Source organism: Solidesulfovibrio carbinolicus (genome assembly GCF_004135975.1).
Classification (GTDB): Bacteria; Desulfobacterota; Desulfovibrionia; order Desulfovibrionales; family Desulfovibrionaceae; genus Solidesulfovibrio; species Solidesulfovibrio carbinolicus.
This window is the reverse complement of sequence record NZ_CP026538.1, coordinates 3,041,296-3,054,963: the sequence shown is the minus strand read 5'-3', so window position 1 is coordinate 3,054,963 and position 13,668 is coordinate 3,041,296. Positions and strand designations below refer to the sequence as shown.

Sequence of the window (13,668 nt, the reverse complement as noted above, 5' to 3'; positions counted from 1 at the left end):
TTAGAATTGTTGGGCCGTGGCCGTGGCCGCGACCTGGGTCATGTTGGGGCTGATGCCCTGCCAGGGGATGATGACCATGGCCGAGGTGTCGTAGCGCACCGTGACCATGACCGGTTCGCCGGCGACCCGGGAACCGGCCGTGGCGATATGGGCCAGGCCGGTGTCGTAGCCGGCGTTTTGGATGTAGGCGTCCACGGCTGTGGGAATGTCCTGATTTCTGGCCGCCGCCATCACGCCTTCCCTGGCCGCCCTGGCGACCACGCTCTGGGCGTGCAGGATTTGGCCGAAATCAATGATGCCGATAAGCATCGGCATGAAGAAAAAGACGAGCATCAAGGCGAATTCCACGCTGATCGAACCGTTTTGCCGGTCTAGCCGGGCATGGGCCTGGGGAGTGTTCATGGTTCCACCACCATTGTCGCGGCAGCGTTGATGTTTTGGGGAAACAGCGTCTTTCCCAGGAATTGAGGCAAAATGAGCGGGCTGAAGGGGAGGCTGGCCGTCACGGTCACCGGCTGGCCGGCGGTGCGCTGGGACGGGGTAACGCTAATGTTGGGGTGTTGCCCGGTGGCCTGATTGAGGGGATCCAGCAGCGCCTGAGTGACGGCGGCTGCGATCATGGCGTCGGTCGTGCCTGGCAGGACGGCCAGACGCGTGGCGTCGGCCACAGCGGCCGTGACCGTGGAGCGGAGGAAGAAAAACCGGCTGTAATCAATGATGGCGAAAACCACGGTCAGCAGCAGGGGCAGGACGAGCGCCATTTCCACGGCGCTGGCTCCGCGCTGATTGAGGGATGAGGAGGGCGTGGGCATGGGCGTTCCTGGTGTTTGGACGGCAGGCAGGGGCCGGCCTTCTGTCCAATTCCCAGATAACGCCAAGCCGGGAGAGGGTCGATGGGATTGATTCCGCGGTGCATGGGGGAAAACCCCTAGGAAAACACCTTTTCAGGGGGCCGGGGCTGCCATGGATGACGGCGCGCCCGCGTCGTCGCATGGCTCGCGGTGGATTAGTCGATCAGCCCCAGCTTGGTGGCGTAGCGGACCAATTCCACGGAATTTTGCATGCCAAGCTTGCGCATGAGGCTGCCCCGGTGATGCTCGGCGGTCTTGACGCTGATCTCCAGGGCTCCGGCCACTTCCTTGTTGGAAAGGCCTTCCACCACCAGCCGCATGACTTCGCGCTCGCGGGGGGTCAGGGAGTCGTAGGCCGAATGGGACGCTTCGTCGGCCCGGGGAGTCCGGGCCAACAGCGAGCGGGAGATTTCCACGGACAAGGTCGGATCAAGCCAGGGCTGGCCGGCGGCCACGGCGCGCAGGCCCGAGAGCAGATTGTCGGTGGCGGCGTCCTTGGTCAAATAGCCCAGCGCCCCGACTTTCAGGGCCTCGGCCACGTAGTCCACCTTGGCGTGCATGCTCACCATGAGGATGCCAAGGCCCGGCAACATCTGGCGAAGCTCCCGGGCCAACTGGATGCCGGAACGATCGGGCAGGGAGATGTCCAGCAGGGCCACGTCGGGGCGGCAGGCCTTGGCCGTGCGCAGGGCCTCGGCGTAGCTGCCGGCTTCGCCGGCCACGGCAAAGGACGGGTCCCGGCGCAGGATGGCCTTGAGGCCTTCGCGAAACAGGGGATGGTCGTCAACGATGAGCAGGCGTTTGCTGGGCATGGCTCCGTTCTCCGGCGTAAGGAATTTCCGCCACCACGGTCGTGCCGTGTCCCGGGGACGAAATGACGCGCAGGCTGCCGCCGAAAAGTCCGGCCCGTTCCCGCATGTTGACCAGCCCCATGCAGGGCTGTTTCGCGTCGCCCGGGCAGTCGCGAGGGTTCGGGCCGACGTCGAAGCCGCGCCCGTCGTCGCGAATCCGCAAGATGAGTTTGGGATAGGACTCGATCAGGCGCAGGTCGACGCTTGCGGCTCCGGCGTGCTTGCGGACGTTGGCCAAGGCTTCCTGAGCGATGCGGTAGAGGTTTATGGCCACCTCGGGATCAATGTCCAGTCCCTCCAGCCCGACCCCCGCATAGGAGACTTCCAGTCCCGAGGTCTGGCCCATTTCCTGGCACAGCCGGCGCAGGGCCAGATCAAGGCCCAGGTGCTCCAGATTGGGCGGGCGCAGGCCGTAGGCCAGTTCCCGCACCGAGGCGATGGTGCGGGCCAAAAGCCCCGAGGCGGCTTCCAGGCGTTGGCGCAAGGCTGCGTCGACGTCGGGCAGGCCGTCCAGCAGGGTTTCGTAGGCGATTTTGAGCGAGGACAGATCCTGGGCCACGTTGTCGTGGAGATCCCGGGCAATGTTTGCCCGTTCCGATTCCTGGGCCCGCATGAGCCGGCCCGAAAGGGCCCGGATGCTTTCGGCGGCCTGCTTGAGTTCGGTGATGTCCACCGCCGTCGCCGTCAGTTGGCGCGGTGAACCGTCCGCTCCGGGCATGAGCTGGCCACGGCACAAAAAGCACAGGATGCCGCCGTGGGCCGTCACCACACGCAGTTCGCGCTCCAGGGACGGCCTGTCCAGCAGCGCCGGCCCCTGGCGCAGCAGACTGTCGCGGTCTTCGACGAAAAGCCTGTCCAGCCACAAGTCCAGCGGTTCCGGCCGCCCTGGGCTGTCGTAGCCCAGCAGATCGGCAAGAACCGGATCGACCACGACCAGCCTTTGATCGGGCAGCAGCTCCCACACCCCGACCTTGGCCGCCCGTGTCGCCATCACATAATGGGCCCGGGCGGCGTCAAGTTCGTCCAACATGACGTTGACGGCCCGGGAGAGGGCCGAGACTTCGTCGTTGCCGGCAAAGGCCGTGACCCGTTTGCGGCTGCCCTGGCCCAATTGGACGATTTCCTGGCCAAGGCCCGTCACCCGCGACAGAATGAAGCGCTCCACGAAATAGAGCATGGCCAGGCCGAAGATGATGCCGATGGTCGTGAGACTGCCGACCATGGTCTGTTCGAGCAGGCGTCCCTGCTGGTGGATGCTGCGCGGCATGTCCACGGCCAGGATCAGGGCAGGCTCTCCTGCGATGTCGCGCAACAGGGCGTAGCCGCTCACTGTGGCGTTGTCGGGGATTCGAATGGCGTAGCCGCCGTCCGCGCCGGAGGCGAGGGTATCGGCCAGTCCGGGAGGCAGCTCCGGGCTGGCGGGGGCAAGCAGCTGCACGTCCAGGAGCGTGAGCTCCGCGATGGCGGCGACCTTGGCGGCGTCGAGCATCTGGGCCATGATCAGGGTTCCGGCCGGCGGCCCCTTCCTGGCGCTGGTCAGCACGGTCTGGGCCACGATCAGACAGGCTTGCCCTTCGAAAAAGGCGATTCCGGATTTGCGTCCCTCGAAGGCGTCGAGGCGCAGAAGGCCGGGCGTGGCTTGCGCCATGTCGGCCACCGGCTCCGCGGCGTCAAACAAGACGCCTTCGGCGGCGTCGTAGCGTCTGGCCGCCACCAGCCGTCCGGCGGCGTCATAGAGGGCCAGAACGTCGAGATGCAATTCGCCAAAGCTCTGGGCCGTGAGGTTGGCCTCCACATAGCCCTGGTCCCCGGTCTGGAGGTAGTGGTACGTATCGTCCCACAGTCCCCAATCCGCCGCCATGCCCTCCAGGTTTTTGAGGTCGCGGCCCAGGGCGTTTTGCACGCGGTGGAGGTTTTCCGTTACGGCCTGACGTTCCAGGCCGTCGAAGCCGCTTTGGATATTGCCCCGGAACATGGCGTAGAGCAGGAGCAGCAAGCCGAAAAAGACGGCGCAGACGATGACGGCGGCGGTTTTGCGAAGGCTCATGACGACAAAACAGGCAAGGGCGGTTTGACCTGACTGTGTCAGGCGTACTGGAAACAGCCTGTTCTCCCCAGTCTGCTGGTAGCCCGAGAGGGGTGAAAACGCAAGGATGGGCTGGCAGAGAGCGCTTCAGGGATGCCCTCTGGCGGTGGTGTCGGCGGTGTATTGCCTGCCCCTGCTCCCTCGCTCGGCACGAAACTTGATTCTACCCTCCCGCCCGGCACGTTTGGCCGGGCGGGAGGTTCTCATGGATGCCGGACACTGCGCGGTTTGCGGCAACCCCATCGAATACATGGACGTCTACATCCTGCGCGCCCAAGGCAAGATCTGCAGCCGTTGCGTGCTGTCCCGGGGCATTCCGGTCTCGGGCCGGGTGTCGCGCCAGGCTCTTTGGCGCGGCGAGTGGGCGGGAAAGGACTGCCGGCCGCCACTGGTTTTTGCCCAAGGGTGATTTCACCCCCCGACCAGACCGGTTTTGCCATTTGTTTTCGAATTTGCTAGGGTCCCACTTGTTCAGTTTTGCACATACTTCGGCACAAGGGGTACCCGGCTCATGCAACTCACCACGCGAAGCCGCTATGGCTTGCGCATGCTCCTCGACATCGCCCTGCACGGCGACGAGGGGCCGGTCCGCATCCAGGACATCGCCAAGCGGCGCGGCATTTCGGTCAAGTACCTGGAACAGCTGATCCGGGCGCTCAAGAAAGCGGGATTCATCAACAGCAAGCGCGGTCCCAAGGGCGGCCACGTGCTGGCCACGCCGGCCGAGGCCATCCGCGTCGGCGACGTGGTGCGGGCCCTGGAAAGCCGGCCCGAGCTCACCGAGTGCGTGGGCAATCCCGAGGTCTGCATGATCTCCACGGATTGCGTCACCCGCCAGATCTGGGCCCGGGCCACGGAGAGCATCTTCCGCGAGCTCGACGCCATCCACCTCTCCGATCTGCTCGTCCAGGCCCGCCGCTCCGAGATTCTCGGCCTGCCCTGCTGCTGAGGCGGGCGCTGCCCGCTCAGTCTCGCCGCTGCTCGGCCGCGTTGCATGTTCGGCCACGCCGCCGCCTTCCTTTGAAGGCGGCGGCGTTTGCGCGTGTGGGGGGCGGGTTGCCGAAAGGGCCGAGGATTACAGGGCGTAGCGCAGGGCCGGCACGGCGGGAATGAGGCCAAGCTCCCGGCAGTGGTGGGCGAAAAGCACCAGGCTCGCCGCCGCGGCCACGTCGAAGTCGTAGTTGACCACCCGGAAGTAGTCGAGCAGCGCAGCCGGGCTGATCCAGTCGGGCAGGCCCGGGGCGGTGACAAGTTCGGGCAGGCGCTCGGGCAGCGCCTTGTTTGTTTCGCACAGGAATCGCCGCACCGCGTCAAGGGTGGTCAGGGGGCGGCCGGCAAGGCCTTCCCGCACGATCCACAGGGCAAAAACGAAGGGTGTGCCGGCGAAATCAAGCCAGGCCTGGCCCAGGTCCGTGACGTGCCAGCCCGAGGGCGGGGACACGTACTTGGACAGGGCCAGATCGCCGATCTCCACGAACGGCATGGGCCGGTCGATGCCCGTGCCCGGGGCGGCCACGGCGAAACGCGGTTCGGGGAAACGCCAGGCGAAGCGCCACAGGACGCGCAAAAGCGCATTGGAGCTGGCCGAGGCCCCGGAGAGCTGCACCTCGCCGCCGGTGCGGGCCAGATAGTCGGGCAGCTCGGCCAGGGGCACAGGGGAGAACAGGAGCACGCTCTGGATGGGGCCGGTGGCCGCCCGGATGCACAGATCCGGCAGCAGCGTGAAAGCCTCAGGCCGGGCCAGATAGGCGAAGGCCGAGGCCGGGGCGGCGTCGATGGTCCCGGCGGCCAGGGCGGCGTTGAGCTCGGAGGGATGGCCGGACACGTAGGCAATGTCGCCGCCCTCGGGAAAGGCCGGCATGAGGGCCTGGTACAGCGGCCAGACATTGAGGTAGGCGATGCGGCCAAGTCGCAAGGGATCGTCTGCCATGGGCACTCCTTTTGCGCGCCAAAAAAACGCGGCCCCGAGGGTATTCCCCCCGGGGCCGTCATGCAAGGCGAATTCCGGTGAACTAGTCGAGCTGGGACAGCAGCGTTTCCTTGATGGAATCGATGGAGCCGGCGCCTTCGAGTTCGATGTACTTGGTCTTCCCTTCGCCGGCCAGCTTCTTGTAGAAGTAGGCGGCGGCCAGGGTGCCGGTGTTGGTGTCGTAGTAGATGTCATGGCGCTTGTTGATGGCGTCCTCGTCCTGGTCGTCGGAACGGGTCTTGAGGTCGCCGCCGCACACCCGGCACTTGTCGCCGTTGGGCTTGATGGCGTCGATGAAGATGTTGTTGGGATGGTTGGGATCATTGACGCACAGGCGACGGCCCATGATGCGATCCTTGGCGATCTGGCGGTCAAGCAGGATCTCGATGACGTAATCGAGCTTCATGCCTTCCTTCTGCAGGGCTTCCCACAGCTTCTCGGCCTGGACCATGTTGCGGGGGAAGCCGTCGAGCAGCCAGCCATTGCCGCCCTTGGCCTTGAGGGTCTCCAGGATCATGGGGATGGTGATCTCGTCGGGGACCAGCTCGCCCTTGTCGATGTAGCCCTTGGCTTTCATGCCGAGTTCGGTGCCGCCGCCGATGTGCTCGCGGAAGATAGCCCCGGACTCGATGTGGGCCAGGTTGTACTTCTTTTTCACCAGGGAACCCTGGGTGCCCTTGCCGCTGCCGTTGGGACCAAAAGTGAGAATATTCACCGGGACTGCCTCCATGTTTGATTTTTCACAATCGGCCTCATTACCCCCGCCGCCAAGCCCTGTCAATGCCGTTTCCGGTTTTGGCGGGGCGGACCGGACAGCGCGTCCCGGCCAAAGACCAGCCCCTCCCGGCCCACCCGGACCGTTTTGCCGCCTGGAAACTGGAACACGCGGCCGGTGTCGCGCCGCGCGTAAGCTGCTTCCAGGGCGGCCAGACCCTCGGCCAGGGCTTGGCCCGGCCCCAGGGCGTCCAGGGCGCGGGCGTACAGACGTGCCCGCAGGGCCGGATGCAGGCCTGAAAGGAGCGTGCGGGGCAGCCGGACCGCGCCGCCCTCGTCCGAGACGGGCACGGGCAGGATTTCGTCGAAATAGGCGGCGTCCAGGCGGGCTTGCCGCCACAGCCGGGCGGCCGCGTCCAGGGCACGAGGATTTTCCGCCAGCACCAGGGGCAGCAGGCCATGGCGTACCCGGTTGCGAAGGTAGGCCGGATCGGCGTTGGACGGGTCGTCCATGGTCGGCAGACCCAGGGCGGCCGTGAATGCCGTGAGCGCGCTTCGGGGGGTGAGCAGCAGCGGCCGCAGCAGCCGGCGGGCCGGGTCCAGGGCCGCCATGCCGCCTAGGGCCGGCCAGCCCGCGCCGCGCGCCAGGCGCATGAGCTGGTCCTCGGCCAGGTCGTTGAGCTGATGGCCGGTGAGCACCCAGGCGTTGTCCCGGCCGGCCAGACAGTCGGCGAAAAAGGTTTGCCGGGCCTGTCGGCCGGCATCCTCGATGCCGGTGCGGCGCTCCCGGGCCAGCTCGGCCACATCGGCCCGGGCCGTCAGGCAGGGCAGGCCGATTGTGCGGCAAAGCGCCCCCACGGCCTCGGCCTCGGCCCCGGATTCGGGCCGCAGCCCATGGTCGAGGTGGGCGGCCATAAGTCCGGCCAGACCCAGGCGTTCCCGCAAGATGGCGGCCATGGCCAGCAGGGCCACGGAATCCGGGCCGCCGGAGCAGGCCACGATCCAGGTCGCCCCGGCCGGCTCGTGGCCGCACGGGCCGGTGACGAAGGACGCCATGCCCAGGCACAGCCGGGCCAGACGGTAGGGCAGGGCGCTTAAGCCCGGCAGTTCGTGGCTGGGCTGGAGGATATTGTCCCAAGGGGGCGTCGGCATGGGGGCCTTGCCGCTGCGGCGGCGTCGGTTCCGGTCCGGCGGCCGGGCCGGACATGGGGCATCCCGGGCGCGGCCGGGACGCCCAGAATGCGAAAGGGGACGACGTGGCGTTGGGCTAGATCGGAATGTCGAGTTCCCGAATGAAGTTGTCCAGGAAGTCGATCATTTGCTGCCGTTGTTCCGGGGTACAGTAGCTGATGCAGGAACAGCGCAGCTTCCCACGTCCGCGCACGAGGAGTTCGAGCTTGAGCCAGTTGCGTCCGGTTTCCAGCACGAGCATGTACGGGCCGCACTCGCCGTAGTGCTGCTGCTGCTCGTCGTTGAGCATCTCCTGGGGAAAGGGGATGTAGTAGATGTGGTCCAGGGGGCCCTTGAAGCCTTTTTCCGTCAGGTGCTGCTCGATCCGCTCCATGTTCTCGGCGGACACTTCGTCGATCAGATAGGATCGCATGGGTTACTCGCTTGCATCGGTCACGTCGAAATCGTCGGACGTCTCCGCGAAATTCGGCGGTTTGCGGTCCGCGTGCGCGTCCGTTGGGACTTTCTCGCGGTCCAGATTGTACATGCGCCGGGTGAGGTCCACGAACCGCTCGCCGTGCTCCTCCTTGGCCCGCCGCTTGAGAAAGGCGATGGGTTCGTGGAGCATTTTGCGGCTGATGGACAGGGCCATGGTTTCCAGGGCCGCCCGGGTTTCCTCGGGAACCTCCGGCCCCAGTCGCCGCAAGGTCTTTTGCAGCTCCTGGCGGGCCAGGGAGGCGCCGACGTCCAGCAGGTCCACGATGGTGGGTTTCACGTCCAGCGACTTCACCCATTCGCCGAAACGCTCCACCTGAAGGCCGATGATGTCCCTCGCCCGGGCGGCCTCCTCCCGGCGCTGGGCCAGGTTTTCCTCCACCACTTCCTGCAGGTCGTCGATGTCGTACAGATAGACGTTGTCCAGGCTGTTGATGTCCGGATCGATGTCGCGAGGCACCGCGATATCGATAAAAAACATCGGTTTGTGGCGTCTGGCCTTGAGCACGGCCCGCACGTCCTTGGCCCTTATGACCACATGGGGCGCGCCTGTCGAGCTGATGACGATGTCCACTTCGTGCAGGCGCGAAACGAACTCCTCAAAGGCCACGGCCCGGCCCTTGAAGCGTCCGGCCAGTTCCTCGGCCCGGGCATAGGTGCGGTTGGCCACCAAAATCTCCGACACCCCGGAGGTGAGCAGATGCATGGCGGCCAGCTCCGCCATTTCGCCGGCCCCGACCAGCATGGCCTTCTTGCCGGCCATCTCGCCGAAGATGCGCTTGGCCAGTTCCACGGCCGCGTAGCTGATGGACACGGCGCTGGCCCCGATGCCGGTGGCCGTGCGCACCTTTTTGGCCACGGAAAAAGCCTTGTGGCACAGCCGGTTGATGATGACGCCAGCGGTGCGGCCGGCCACGGCGTGGCGGTAGGCGGCCTTGAGCTGCCCGAGTATTTGCGGTTCGCCAAGCACCAGGGAGTCAAGCCCCGAGGCCACGCAAAACAGGTGGTCCACGGCGGCCATGCCCTGGTGGGCATACAGATGCGGGGCCAAAAGGGCCGGGTCCTGGCCGCACTGGCCGGCCCAGGCCGCCAACACCGCCGCCTTGGGATCGCGCCCCACGGGGTCGACCACCAGCACTTCCACCCGGTTGCAGGTGGAAAGCACCAATGCCTCGCGCACGCGGGCCTCGCCTCCAACCAAAAGCTCGCCGAGTTTCGGCCGCTCGCCCAAGGCGAACGCTTCCCGAACCTCCACTCCGGCGGTCTTATGGTTGAGGCCAAACAGGTAAATCTGCTGCTCCATCGATATATCGCGCAAAGCTGTGGTGAGTGGGCATGAAGAAATTGATGACCAGCATGGACACAAGGGTAAGACCGAACAGCCAGATGGCCATACGGGCGGGCTTGCGCCCCTGCCAGCCCAGCACCAGACGCTGGTGGAACAGGAAGGCGAAGAGCAGCCAGATGCAGATAGCTGTCACTTCTTTGGGATCATAGGAGAAAATGCGGTTCCAGGTGAGCTTGGCCCACACGAAGCCGGACAGCAGTCCCAGGGTGTAGAGGGGAAAACCGGCGGCCACCGCCCACCGATTGACCGTATCGCAGGTGGAAAGAGCCGGCAGGGCCTTGGCGAACCCGCCGAGCCTCTCCTTGGTCTTGATCTTGCGTTCCAGGTACAGGTAGGCCGCTCCGGCCCCGCAGGCCATGGCCAGCAGGCTGATGGCCAGGAAAAGCGAACCGATGTGCAGCCCGAAAAAGAGCCCGCCCAAAGCCTTGGGCAGGGGCACCCGGGCCGCCGTGACCGCCTGGGAGGACAGAAAGAGGAACAGGGCCAGGGGCGAGGCCAAAAGCCCCAGCATCCCCAGGCGCAGCCGCCACCAGAGAAAGAGGCAGATGGCTAGCGCGCTCCAGGCCAGCAGATTGAAATAGAATTCCCCGGACAAAAAGGCCATGCCGCCCTCGATGCCCAGGAGCATGACGAGATCCAGGGTGTGGCAGGCAAAGCCGATAAGGGTCAGCCAGCGTCCGGCTCGCCGCAGCGGCTGCCTGGCCGTGACCACGCCCAGGAGATAGGCCGCCGCGCCCAGCAGGTAGCCGGCCACGACCAGCAGAAAAACGATGTTAAGCGCCGGCATGGGCAAGGGCTCCCGCAACAAGTCCGGCCGCCTCGCCGTGAAGCGTGGCGGGCAAGATGTCCCGGAGGATGGTTTCGGCCCGGGCGGCGTCGGCCTGTTCCAGGGCTTCGAGCAGGGGGGAGTTGACCAGCTCCCGGAAAAGCTTGGAATTGGCCGGCGATCCCAGGCCCAGCCCCAGCACCATGGGCCGCAGCCGGCTCATGAGGATAAGCAGCGCCCCGTATTCCGAGCCGAGAAATTCGCCCAGGCCTTGGCGGATCTTGCGGGCCAGGGCCGGTGAGGAGCCGCCCGTGGAGATGGCCACGGTCAGGTCGCCCTGGGTAAACAGCGCCGGCACGATGAAGCTGCATTTTTCCGGCTGATCGACGATGTTGCAGGGAATGCCGCGCTCGGCGCACTCCCGGCTGATGCGCCAGTTAAGCGCCTCGTCGTCGGTGGAGGCGATGACCAGAAACCGGCCGTCGAGGTCGGCCGTCTCATAGGGCCGGCAGGCGAAGACCACTGCCGGATGCGACAACAGCTCGGCGCAGGCCTCGGCCGCAGCCAAGTCGATGACGAGGATTTCCTCGGCCCCGCATTCGGCCAGGGTGGCGATCTTGCGCCGTCCGACCTGGCCCGCGCCCACCACCAGGCAGCGCTTGCCGTGCAGATTGACGTAAATAGGATAATACCGCATGGAAGGCTCCTATAGCAGAAGAACACTTGGACCGAAAAGGGCTTTTTTTCACATGAATCCTTCGGATTCGTGACCACCCGGCGGAATGTCCATGGCACGATTTCTCGTCTTGCAACTGGCCCGTCTGGGCGACCTGCTCCAGACCCGGCGGCTTCTGGCCGGCCTTTTCGCCCAGATCGGGGCGGACGGCTCGGGCGGCGAGGTCCATCTGGCCGTGGACGCTTCCCTGGCCGCCCTGGCCGGCCGGCTCTATCCCCATGCCCGGGTCCACGCCCTGCCGGCCCATGCCGGTCCCGGGCGCGCTCCGGCCGCCGTAGCCCTGGCCGTGCGCCGGGCCTGCGGCGAGCTTGCGGCCATCCCCTTTGACCAGGTCTTTTGCCTCAATTTCTCGCCCCTGGGCATGGCGATCTCGGCGCTTTTCCCGCCCGAGGTCCAGCGCGGCTACCGCCAGTTCTCCGGCCAGCCCGACAAGGACCGGCTCCTGCGGCTGGTCTTTCGCCTGACCCGGGAGCGCCGGGCGGCCGGGCTCAATCTGGCCGACATCTGGGCCCATCTTGATGACGCTCCCCTGCCTGCCGCCCTGGTCAATCCGCCGGCCGCGCCGCGCGGCGGCGGGCTTGGCGTGGCCCTGGCCGGCCGCATGGCCCGACGTTCCCTGCCGCCGGAAATCCTGGCCCCCATCGTGCGCACGGCGTTTCGGGCCAGCGGGGCACAGCGGCTGACGCTGCTCGGCACCGCCGCCCAGGCCTCCGAGGCCCGGGCGCTTGTCAAACAGCTCGACCCGGCAACGGCTTCGGCCTGCCAGGACCTGACCGGCCGAACAGGACTTGGCGAACTCAGCGAGGTGGTCGCAGGCCTGGACCGGCTGCTCACGCCCGACACCGGGGCCATGCACCTGGCCGCCTTTCACGGCGTGCCGGTGACCGCCTTTTTCCTGTCCTCGGCCTGGTGCCACGAGACCGGCCCTTACGGCGTGGGGCACGAGGTCTGGCAGTCGGTGGTTGCCTGCGCGCCCTGCCTGGAGTCGGTCCCCTGCGACAAGGGCCATGTCTGCCGGCTGCCTTTTGCCGATCCCGCCTTGTTGCGGCTGCTCGGCGGTTCGGCCAAGGCCGGGGCCCCGGCCGGGCTGGCGCTTTTCCGCACCGACTGCGACGGCCTGGGGGCGGTGTGCCGCCTGGAGCGCGGCCAGGATACGTCCGAGGCTGGCCGCCGGGCGTTTCGGGCCTTTGCCGCCCGCCATCTGGCCGGGGAGGACGCGGCCCTGGCCCAGGGGACGCCCGAGGCGGGCCTGGCCGAACGCTTTTTTCTGGAAACGGACTGGATGCTGCCGCCGCCCGGGCGGGACGCGGTCGGAGAGGAGTAGGGCCTATGGCTGGTCACGGCGTACTGCGGGTTCTGGTCGTGCTGCCTATGTACGGCGGCTCGCTGCCGGTGGGGCGATTTTGCCTGTCGGCCCTGCGGGAGCTTGGCCATGTGGCCGAGGCCTTCGAGGCCCCGGACTTTTACGGCGCGTTTTCGGCTCTGAAAGACTTGCGGGTCACGGCCGACCGCCTGGAATACCTGGAAAACAGCTTCCTCCAGGTGGTCTCCCAGGCCATCTGCGCCAAGGTCGAGACCTTCGAGCCCGATCTGGTCCTGGCCCTGGCCCAGGCGCCGTTGTCGCGCCAGGCCTTAAAGCGCCTGCGCCGCGACGGCGTGAAAACGGCCATGTGGTTCGTGGAGGACTTCCGCCTCTTCACCTATTGGGAAGCCTTTGCCCCGTACTACGACGCCTTCGCGGTCATTCAGAAGGAGCCTTTCCCCGAACGCCTGGCCGCCGTGGGCCAAGAGAACGTCCTCTACCTGCCCATGGCCGCCGATCCGGCCGTGCACCGCCCCTTGGACCTTTCGCCGGTGGAGCGGCGCACGTTCGGCGCGGGCGTGTCGTTCATGGGCGCGGGTTATCCCAACCGCCGGCTGGCCTTTGCCCAGCTGCTCGATTTCGATCTCGGCATCTTCGGCAGCGACTGGGACGGCGACCCGGCCCTGTCGGACAGGATTCGCCTGGGCGGGCGTCGCGTCACCACCGAGGAATCGGTCAAGATCTTCAACGCCGCCGTGGTCAACCTCAACCTCCACTCCAGCATCAACCCGCGCGAGCTGGTGCCGACCGGGGATTTCGTCAATCCGCGCACCTTCGAGCTGGCCCTATGCGGGGCTTTTCAACTCGTCAGCGACCGGGCGCTGTTGCCCGAGCTTTTTACCGAGAACGAACTGGCCCGGTTTGCCACCATGGGAGAGCTTCGGGAAAAGCTGGCTTATTACCTTAATAGGCACGAAGAGCGCGCCGCCTTGGCCGAACGGGCCAGGACCCGGGCTCTGGCCGAGCACACCTATGTCATGCGCATGGAACATCTGCTGGGATTCGTGGCCGAACGCTTTCCCGGCTGGCCGGTCGAGCGGGCGGGGGCCGAGGCGGCCCTGGCCGTGCTTCCCGAACCGCTTCGCGGCGAGACGGCGGCGCTGCTTGGCGAACTGTCGCTGCCGGCCGACGTGGGCTTTGCCGATCTTATCGCCGCCGTGCGCCTGCGCCAGGGGCGACTGACGCCGCTGGAGACGTCGCTGCTGTTTCTGGACGAGTGGAAACGCCAGTACGGCGGCTAGGGGCGTGCGGTCACGCTTCGTCGCCGGGAAAGGCGAGGCGGGCGGCTTGTCGGCCGCGCCGCTGTCGTGCCCGGGGGG

At 66.6% G+C, this 13,668-nt stretch carries 15 protein-coding genes; 4 read left to right on the top strand and 11 right to left on the bottom strand.

Going from position 1 to position 13,668, the window contains the following annotated elements:
* From C3Y92_RS13645 to C3Y92_RS13630, 4 genes are all read right to left on the bottom strand, one after another.
* Positions 1-402: a TadE/TadG family type IV pilus assembly protein gene (locus C3Y92_RS13645; RefSeq protein ID WP_129353394.1), complete on the bottom strand. Its 402-nt coding sequence runs from the start codon at positions 400-402 to the stop codon at positions 1-3.
* Positions 399-812 (bottom strand): TadE/TadG family type IV pilus assembly protein, encoded by a 414-nt coding sequence (locus C3Y92_RS13640; protein WP_129353392.1) that lies wholly within the window; start codon positions 810-812, stop codon positions 399-401. The genes C3Y92_RS13645 and C3Y92_RS13640 overlap by 4 nt, the downstream gene beginning before the upstream one ends.
* 194 nt (positions 813-1,006) lie before the next feature.
* The gene (locus C3Y92_RS13635) at positions 1,007-1,663 is read right to left on the bottom strand and encodes a response regulator (RefSeq protein WP_129353390.1); all 657 of its coding nucleotides are present in this window, start codon (positions 1,661-1,663) and stop codon (positions 1,007-1,009) included.
* A complete protein-coding gene (locus C3Y92_RS13630) occupies positions 1,635-3,749 on the bottom strand; it encodes a sensor histidine kinase (protein WP_129353388.1) in 2,115 nt (704 codons plus the stop codon). The genes C3Y92_RS13635 and C3Y92_RS13630 overlap by 29 nt, the downstream gene beginning before the upstream one ends.
* Positions 3,750-3,993: 244 nt before the next feature.
* Here C3Y92_RS13630 and C3Y92_RS13625 point away from each other — a divergent pair, with 244 nt between their 5' ends.
* Together C3Y92_RS13625 and C3Y92_RS13620 are read left to right on the top strand one after the other, a co-directional pair.
* Positions 3,994-4,197: a hypothetical protein gene (locus C3Y92_RS13625; RefSeq protein ID WP_129353386.1), complete on the top strand. Its 204-nt coding sequence runs from the start codon at positions 3,994-3,996 to the stop codon at positions 4,195-4,197.
* A 102-nt stretch (positions 4,198-4,299) separates the two neighbouring features.
* Complete coding sequence (locus tag C3Y92_RS13620; protein ID WP_006919402.1) at positions 4,300-4,737, top strand: RrF2 family transcriptional regulator; 438 nt, start codon at positions 4,300-4,302, stop codon at positions 4,735-4,737.
* Positions 4,738-4,863: 126 nt separating this feature from the next.
* On the opposite strand, the gene C3Y92_RS13615 is transcribed toward C3Y92_RS13620, so the two are convergent.
* The 7 genes from C3Y92_RS13615 to C3Y92_RS13585 form a co-directional block, all read right to left on the bottom strand.
* Complete coding sequence (locus C3Y92_RS13615; protein ID WP_129353384.1) at positions 4,864-5,718, bottom strand: menaquinone biosynthesis protein; 855 nt, start codon at positions 5,716-5,718, stop codon at positions 4,864-4,866.
* A gap of 82 nt (positions 5,719-5,800) precedes the next feature.
* A complete protein-coding gene (locus C3Y92_RS13610; RefSeq protein ID WP_129353382.1) occupies positions 5,801-6,472 on the bottom strand; it encodes an adenylate kinase in 672 nt (223 codons plus the stop codon).
* 62 nt (positions 6,473-6,534) lie between these two features.
* Complete coding sequence (gene tilS, locus C3Y92_RS13605; RefSeq protein ID WP_235669490.1) at positions 6,535-7,623, bottom strand: tRNA lysidine(34) synthetase TilS; 1,089 nt, start codon at positions 7,621-7,623, stop codon at positions 6,535-6,537.
* A 115-nt stretch (positions 7,624-7,738) separates the two neighbouring features.
* The gene (locus C3Y92_RS13600; protein WP_129353380.1) at positions 7,739-8,074 is read right to left on the bottom strand and encodes a hypothetical protein; all 336 of its coding nucleotides are present in this window, start codon (positions 8,072-8,074) and stop codon (positions 7,739-7,741) included.
* A gap of 3 nt (positions 8,075-8,077) precedes the next feature.
* Positions 8,078-9,439, bottom strand: a complete 1,362-nt coding sequence (gene hemA, locus C3Y92_RS13595) for a glutamyl-tRNA reductase (protein WP_129353378.1) — start codon at positions 9,437-9,439, stop codon at positions 8,078-8,080.
* Positions 9,402-10,271: a cytochrome C assembly family protein gene (locus C3Y92_RS13590; protein ID WP_129353376.1), complete on the bottom strand. Its 870-nt coding sequence runs from the start codon at positions 10,269-10,271 to the stop codon at positions 9,402-9,404. Before C3Y92_RS13590 ends, hemA begins: the two co-directional genes overlap by 38 nt.
* On the bottom strand, positions 10,258-10,947 hold the full coding sequence (locus tag C3Y92_RS13585) for a precorrin-2 dehydrogenase/sirohydrochlorin ferrochelatase family protein (protein ID WP_129353374.1): 690 nt from the start codon (positions 10,945-10,947) through the stop codon (positions 10,258-10,260). Before C3Y92_RS13585 ends, C3Y92_RS13590 begins: the two co-directional genes overlap by 14 nt.
* A 91-nt stretch (positions 10,948-11,038) precedes the next feature.
* On the opposite strand from C3Y92_RS13585, the gene C3Y92_RS13580 reads away from it, so the two are divergent.
* Positions 11,039-12,310, top strand: a complete 1,272-nt coding sequence (locus C3Y92_RS13580; RefSeq protein WP_129353372.1) for a glycosyltransferase family 9 protein — start codon at positions 11,039-11,041, stop codon at positions 12,308-12,310.
* A gap of 5 nt (positions 12,311-12,315) precedes the next feature.
* Entirely contained in the window at positions 12,316-13,590 is a 1,275-nt protein-coding gene (locus C3Y92_RS13575; protein WP_129353370.1) for a CgeB family protein, read from the top strand.
* Positions 13,591-13,668: the final 78 nt, after the last annotated feature.

Bases quoted from the DNA above. Each gene is read 5' to 3' on its own strand.
- C3Y92_RS13590 (WP_129353376.1), bottom strand. From the start codon at position 10,271: ATGCCGGCGCTTAACATCGTTTTTCTGCTGGTCGTGGCCGGCTACCTG.
- hemA (WP_129353378.1), bottom strand. From the start codon at position 9,439: ATGGAGCAGCAGATTTACCTGTTTGGCCTCAACCATAAGACCGCCGGA.
- C3Y92_RS13640 (WP_129353392.1), bottom strand. From the start codon at position 812: ATGCCCACGCCCTCCTCATCCCTCAATCAGCGCGGAGCCAGCGCCGTG.
- C3Y92_RS13585 (WP_129353374.1), bottom strand. From the start codon at position 10,947: ATGCGGTATTATCCTATTTACGTCAATCTGCACGGCAAGCGCTGCCTG.
- tilS (WP_235669490.1), bottom strand. From the start codon at position 7,623: ATGCCGACGCCCCCTTGGGACAATATCCTCCAGCCCAGCCACGAACTG.
- C3Y92_RS13630 (WP_129353388.1), bottom strand. From the start codon at position 3,749: ATGAGCCTTCGCAAAACCGCCGCCGTCATCGTCTGCGCCGTCTTTTTC.
- C3Y92_RS13580 (WP_129353372.1), top strand. From the start codon at position 11,039: ATGGCACGATTTCTCGTCTTGCAACTGGCCCGTCTGGGCGACCTGCTC.
- C3Y92_RS13625 (WP_129353386.1), top strand. From the start codon at position 3,994: ATGGATGCCGGACACTGCGCGGTTTGCGGCAACCCCATCGAATACATG.
- C3Y92_RS13600 (WP_129353380.1), bottom strand. From the start codon at position 8,074: ATGCGATCCTATCTGATCGACGAAGTGTCCGCCGAGAACATGGAGCGG.
- C3Y92_RS13620 (WP_006919402.1), top strand. From the start codon at position 4,300: ATGCAACTCACCACGCGAAGCCGCTATGGCTTGCGCATGCTCCTCGAC.
- C3Y92_RS13615 (WP_129353384.1), bottom strand. From the start codon at position 5,718: ATGGCAGACGATCCCTTGCGACTTGGCCGCATCGCCTACCTCAATGTC.
- C3Y92_RS13635 (WP_129353390.1), bottom strand. From the start codon at position 1,663: ATGCCCAGCAAACGCCTGCTCATCGTTGACGACCATCCCCTGTTTCGC.
- C3Y92_RS13575 (WP_129353370.1), top strand. From the start codon at position 12,316: ATGGCTGGTCACGGCGTACTGCGGGTTCTGGTCGTGCTGCCTATGTAC.
- C3Y92_RS13645 (WP_129353394.1), bottom strand. From the start codon at position 402: ATGAACACTCCCCAGGCCCATGCCCGGCTAGACCGGCAAAACGGTTCG.